Source organism: Streptomyces sp. URMC 127 (assembly GCF_051386535.1).
GTDB lineage: Bacteria > Actinomycetota > Actinomycetes > Streptomycetales > Streptomycetaceae > Streptomyces.
Map to the genome: position 1 here is coordinate 1 of NZ_JBPQTW010000328.1, position 5,266 is coordinate 5,266.

Sequence of the window (5,266 nt, forward strand, 5' to 3'; positions counted from 1 at the left end):
GGCCAGGCCGGGCCGCGGGGCGCCCGTGGTGCCGCCGTTGCCTGCCGCCTGCCGAGCTGCTAACTGTCTGATGCAGCGTCAGTTCTGTAGGGATGGCGCGCAGGGCACCGCACACGCGCGGGAGGCACCCGGACATGAGCCAGGACACGCCCCGGAACACGCCCCAGGAAACGCCCCACAGCACACCCGGCAGCACACCCCAGAGCACGCCCCGCAGCCCGAACGGCTTCGTCGAGCACGGCCGGCTCTTCATCGGCGGCACCATGGCCGCCCCCGCCGGCAGCGCCGTCATCGACGTCGTGTCGCCACACACCGAGGAGGTCATCGGCCGCGTCCCGCACGCCTCGCGCGAGGACGTCGACCGGGCCGTCGCCGCGGCCCGCCGGGCCTTCGACTCCGGCGTCTGGGCCGGCCGCCCCCTCGCCGAGCGCATCGAGGTCGTCACCCGCATCAAGGACGGCATCGCCGCCCGGCACGAGGAGATCGCCCGGGTCGTCTCCGCCCAGAACGGCTCCCCGTACTCCTGGAGCGTCCTCGCCCAGGCCCTCGGCGCGATGATGGTGTGGGACTGCGCCATCACCGTCGCGCGCGGCCTGCCCTGCGAGGAGCGGCGGGCCGGCGCGCTCGGTCCGCTGCTCGTGCGGCGGGAGCCGGTCGGCGTCGTCGCGGCCGTCGTGCCGTGGAACGTGCCGCAGCTTGTGACGGCGGCCAAGCTCGCGCCCGCCCTGCTGACCGGCTGCTCGGTGGTGCTCAAGCCCTCGCCGGAGACGCCCCTGGACGCGTACCTGCTGGCGGAGATCGTCACGGAAGCGGGCCTCCCGGAGGGCGTCCTGTCGATCCTGCCCGCGGAGCGGGAGGTCAGCGAGTACCTTGTCGGGCACCCCGGCGTCGACAAAGTGGCCTTCACCGGCTCGGTCGCCGCGGGCAAGCGCGTCATGGAGGTCGCCTCGCGCCACCTCACGCGCGTCACCCTGGAGCTCGGCGGCAAGTCCGCGGCGATCGTCCTGCCGGACGCCGACCTGGAGGCCGCCGTCGCCGGCATCGTCCCCGCGGCCTGGATGAACAACGGGCAGGCGTGCGTCGCCCAGACGCGCATCCTCGCCCCCCGCGCCCACTACGCCGAACTGGCCGAGCGCTTCGCCGCGGCCGCCTCCGCCCTCGTCGTCGGCGACCCCCTCGACCCGGCCACGCAGGTCGGCCCGCTCGTGGCGGAGCGGCAGCGCCGCCGGTCGCTGGAGTACATCGCGCTCGGGCAGCGCGAGGGCGCCAAGGTGCTCGCGGGCGGCGGCCGTCCGGCGGACCGCGGCACGGGCTGGTACGTCGAGCCGACCCTCTTCGGTGACGTCTCCAACGACATGCGCGTCGCCCGGGAGGAGATCTTCGGCCCCGTCATCTGCCTGCTGCCCTACGACACCGAGGAGGAGGCCGTGCGCATCGCCGACGACTCCGACTACGGGCTCTCCGGCAGCGTCTGGACCCGCGACGCCGAACGCGGCATCGGCGTCCCGCGCCGGATCCGTACCGGCACGTACTCCGTCAACACCTTCGCCCTCGACATGCTCGGCCCCTTCGGCGGCTACAAGGACTCCGGGCTGGGGCGGGAGTTCGGCCCCGAGGGCTTCGCCGAGTACCTGGAGCACAAGACGATCCACCTGCCCGCGGGGTACGCCGGCCCCGCGGGCGGAGAGGGGTGACGGATGGCCGCAGAACGCTGGCGCGTGGAGGTGGACCGGGGCCTGTGCGTGGGCTCGGGAATGTGCGAGGGCAGCGCGCCCGGCGCCTTCGCGCTCGACGCGGGCCGGCGCTCCCGGCCGCGCGCGCAGGAGACGGACGCGTCCGAGGACGTGCTCGCCGCCGCGGAGACCTGTCCCGTGGAGGCGATCACGCTCAGCAGGCCGGATACGGGGGAGAAGGTGTTCCCTCCGGACGAGTGAAAACCCTTCGTACGCACGAGCGTTGTTACTCATGCGTTCCGCACAGGTGCTTGATGACACCTGTGACTGGCCGGGCCTCTCACCGCGTGGAAATCTCTAGGCAACGCAGCCGAGGGGGGAAGCGATGGACGCGCGGTACGAGGTCTACTGCCTGGCCGACAGGCACTTCTACGAGACCCCGGACCGCCTGTCCGTCCCGGCGGGGACGGGCGCCGAAGGAGCGCGCGGGGATCGCGGGGCTGACGGGGCCCACGGGGCTCATGGGGGGAGCCTGTACGAGACCGCACGGCGCCCGGCCCCCGCCGGTTGGGACACCTCGCGCCACGGGGAGTGGCTCCATGTCTTCCCCGTGGGCGGGCTCCCCGGCAGCGGACTGCCCGGGAGCGGACACCCCGAGGGCGGGCACCCCGAGGGCGGGCACCCCGACGGCGAAACCTCCGCCGGGGCGGACGGCGGCCCACAGCGCCCCCGGAGGCCCCTCCAGGGCTGGAAGATCCACGTCTCGGCGACCGCCGACACCGCGGAGAAGACCGCCGCCGACGTCTGGGACTACTGCACCGCCCACGGCATCCCGTTCAAGTTCGTGCCCGGCCCGCACCTGCTGCACCTGCGCAACAGCAAATACGCGGAGCGCGGCCACAGCGGGAAGTTCGTCACCGTCTACCCCGACGGCGAGGAGCAGCTGCACGCCACGCTGACCGGTCTGCACGAGATCGTCGGCGGCCGGCCCGGCCCGTACATCCTCACCGACCTGCGCTGGGCCGAGGGCCCGCTCTACGTCCGCTACGGCGCGTTCGCCCGCCGCTTCTGCATCGACGCGCGCGGCAGCCTCGTGCCCGCCGTGGAGGACGGCGAGGGCCGCCTCGTCCCCGACTCCCGGAATCCGGCCTTCCAGGTGCCGGAGTGGGTGACGCTGCCCGCCTTCCTCGCCCCGCACCTCGCCGCGCGCAACGCCACCACCGTCGCCGACCTGCCCTACCGCATCGCGAAGGCCCTGCACTTCTCCAACGGCGGCGGCGTCTACGCCGGCACCGACACGCGCGACGGCCGCAAGGTCGTCCTCAAGGAGGGCCGCCCGCACGCCGGGCTCGCCGCCGACGGAGCCGACGCCGTCGCCCGCCTGCAGCGCGAGAAGGAGGCCCTGGAGCAGCTCTCCGGCCTCGGCGTCGCCCCCGAGCCGCGGGACTGGCTCACCGTCGGCGACCACCGCTTCCTCGTCATGGACTTCGTCGAGGGCAAGCCCCTCAACTCCTTCTTCGCCCACCGCCACCCGCTGCTCGCCGCGGACCCCTCGCCCACGGCCACCGCCGACTACACGGCCTGGGCGCTGCGCATCTACCGGGCCGTCGAGGAAGCCGTCGCGAAGGTCCACTCGCGCGGCCTCGTCTTCAACGACCTCCACATGTTCAACATCATGGTCGCGCCGGACGAACGCTCCGTCGTCCTCATCGACTTCGAGGCCGCGGCGCCCGCCTCCGAGCACGGCCGGCAGGTCGTCGCCCACCCCGGCTTCTTCGCCCCGCCGGACCGCCGCGGCCCGGACGTCGACAAGTACGCCCTGGCCTGCCTGCGGATCGCGCTGTTCCTGCCGGTCACCACGCTGTTCGTGATCGACCGGGCCAAGGCGGCGCATCTGGCGGAGGTCATCGCCGGGCAGTTCCCGGTGCCGCGGGAGTTCCTGGACGAGGCCGTCGCGGAGATCACCCGCGAGGGGGCGCCCGCCTCCGCCGGCGGGCCCGCGCGGCAGCGCGCCATCACCATCGGCCCCGGCGCCGGCCGGGCCGCCGCGCCGCAGGCCCTCCCCGACCCCGCCGGGGACTGGCCCGCCGCCCGCGCCTCCATGGTCCGCGCCGTCCTCGCCTCCGCCACGCCCGGCCGCGACGACCGCCTCTTCCCCGGTGACATCGCCACCTTCTCCGAAGGCGGCGGCCTCGGCCTCGCGCACGGCGCGGCCGGCGTCCTGCACGCCCTCGCCGAAGCCGGCGCCGAGCGCTACGAGGAGGGCGAGCAGTGGCTCCTGCGGCACACCGACCCCGTGCCGCCCGGCACCCCGCTCGGCCTCTACGACGGCCTCGCCGGCGTCGCCTGCACCCTCGACCGCCTCGGCCACCGGCAGCGCGCCCTCGACCTCGCCGGCGTCCTCCTCGGCGAGCAGTGGCAGCGGCTCACCTCCGACCTGCGCGGGGGCCTCGCCGGCGTCGGCCTCGCCCTCGACCACCTCGCCCGCACCACGGGCGAGCGCCAGCTCCACGACCAGGCCGTCGAGGCCGCCCAGCTCCTCGCGGACCGGCTCGCCGCCGAATCCTCCGGCCCCGGCGGGGACGGCCCCGGCCGCCGCGCCGGCCTGATGCGCGGCGCCACCGGCCCCGCCCTGCTCTTCCTCCGGCTCTACGAGCGCACCGGCGCCCCCGCCCTCCTCGGCCTCGCCGAACAGGCCCTGCGCGCCGACCTCGCCCGCTGCACCCGCACGGAGGGCGGCACGCTCGAAGTCGACGAGGGCTGGCGCACCATGCCCTACGTCGGTGACGGCAGCGCCGGCATCGGCCTGGTCCTGGACGACTTCCTCGCCCACCACCCCGACCCCGACCCGTACTTCACCGAGGCCCGCGCCGGCATCCTCACCGCCGCCCGCTCCCGCTTCTACGCCCAGCCCGGGCTGTTCCAGGGCCGGGCCGGGATGGTCCTGCACCTCGCGCGCACCACCGCGCCGGACGCCCGCCCGGAGCACCTCGCCGCCCAGGTCCGCGCCATGTCCTGGTACGCCATGTCCTACCAGGGCGAACTCGCCTACCCCGGCAGCCAGATGATGCGGCTGTCCATGGACCTCGCCACCGGAACCGCCGGCTGCCTGCTGGCCCTCGCCGCCGCCCTCGGCGACGGCGGCGCCCCGCCCGCGCAGCTGCCGTTCCTCCCGCCCCTCCAGGGGCCCCGGAGCCGGCTCCATGCCGTTGTGGAGCCGTAGCAAGAAGCGTCGCGCGCGCAGCACCACGTACGCGTACGAAACGAGCGCGCGCGGCGACATCCGACCCCGTCCCCACGGGAAATCCACGAAAGGAACACGATCATGGCGCTTCTCGACCTGCAGAACATGGAGTCCGAGGCGAACAGCGGCCACGGTGGCGGCGGCCAGAGCACCGTCAGCCTGCTCTCCTGCGTCAGCACCGCGAGCGTGCTGATCTGTCTGTGAGCGATCCGTCTGCGAGCTGATCCGTCTGCGAGCCGATCCTTTGTGATCTGCCGCTGACGGGCCGGATTCCAGCCGGTCCGGCGACGGAGGCGGCGGCGTGGGCGAGCGTGGCGGGCGCGGTGCCGGTGTCGGCGGCGTTGCCGAC

General features: G+C 74.7%; 4 protein-coding genes. All 4 read left to right on the plus strand.

Annotation, left to right across the window (positions count from 1 at the left end):
• The first annotated feature begins 263 nt into the window (after positions 1-263).
• A complete protein-coding gene (locus ACSNOH_RS33225) occupies positions 264-1,694 on the plus strand; it encodes an aldehyde dehydrogenase (protein WP_436725173.1) in 1,431 nt (476 codons plus the stop codon).
• A gap of 3 nt (positions 1,695-1,697) precedes the next feature.
• Positions 1,698-1,934 carry a ferredoxin gene (locus ACSNOH_RS33230; RefSeq protein WP_436725170.1) on the plus strand — a complete coding sequence of 79 codons (237 nt, stop codon included), beginning with the start codon at positions 1,698-1,700 and terminating at the stop codon, positions 1,932-1,934.
• A 124-nt stretch (positions 1,935-2,058) separates the two neighbouring features.
• Positions 2,059-4,896, plus strand: coding sequence for a class III lanthionine synthetase LanKC (gene lanKC / locus ACSNOH_RS33235; RefSeq protein ID WP_436725171.1), 2,838 nt, complete (start codon positions 2,059-2,061; stop codon positions 4,894-4,896).
• Positions 4,897-4,998: 102 nt separating this feature from the next.
• Entirely contained in the window at positions 4,999-5,121 is a 123-nt protein-coding gene (locus tag ACSNOH_RS33240) for a SapB/AmfS family lanthipeptide (RefSeq protein WP_436725172.1), read from the plus strand.
• Positions 5,122-5,266 lie beyond the last annotated feature (145 nt).

Excerpts from the sequence above, each read along its gene's own strand:
- ACSNOH_RS33225 (WP_436725173.1), top strand. The coding sequence starts at position 264 with ATGGCCGCCCCCGCCGGCAGCGCCGTCATCGACGTCGTGTCGCCACAC.
- ACSNOH_RS33230 (WP_436725170.1), top strand. The coding sequence starts at position 1,698 with ATGGCCGCAGAACGCTGGCGCGTGGAGGTGGACCGGGGCCTGTGCGTG.
- lanKC (WP_436725171.1), top strand. The coding sequence starts at position 2,059 with ATGGACGCGCGGTACGAGGTCTACTGCCTGGCCGACAGGCACTTCTAC.
- ACSNOH_RS33240 (WP_436725172.1), top strand. The coding sequence starts at position 4,999 with ATGGCGCTTCTCGACCTGCAGAACATGGAGTCCGAGGCGAACAGCGGC.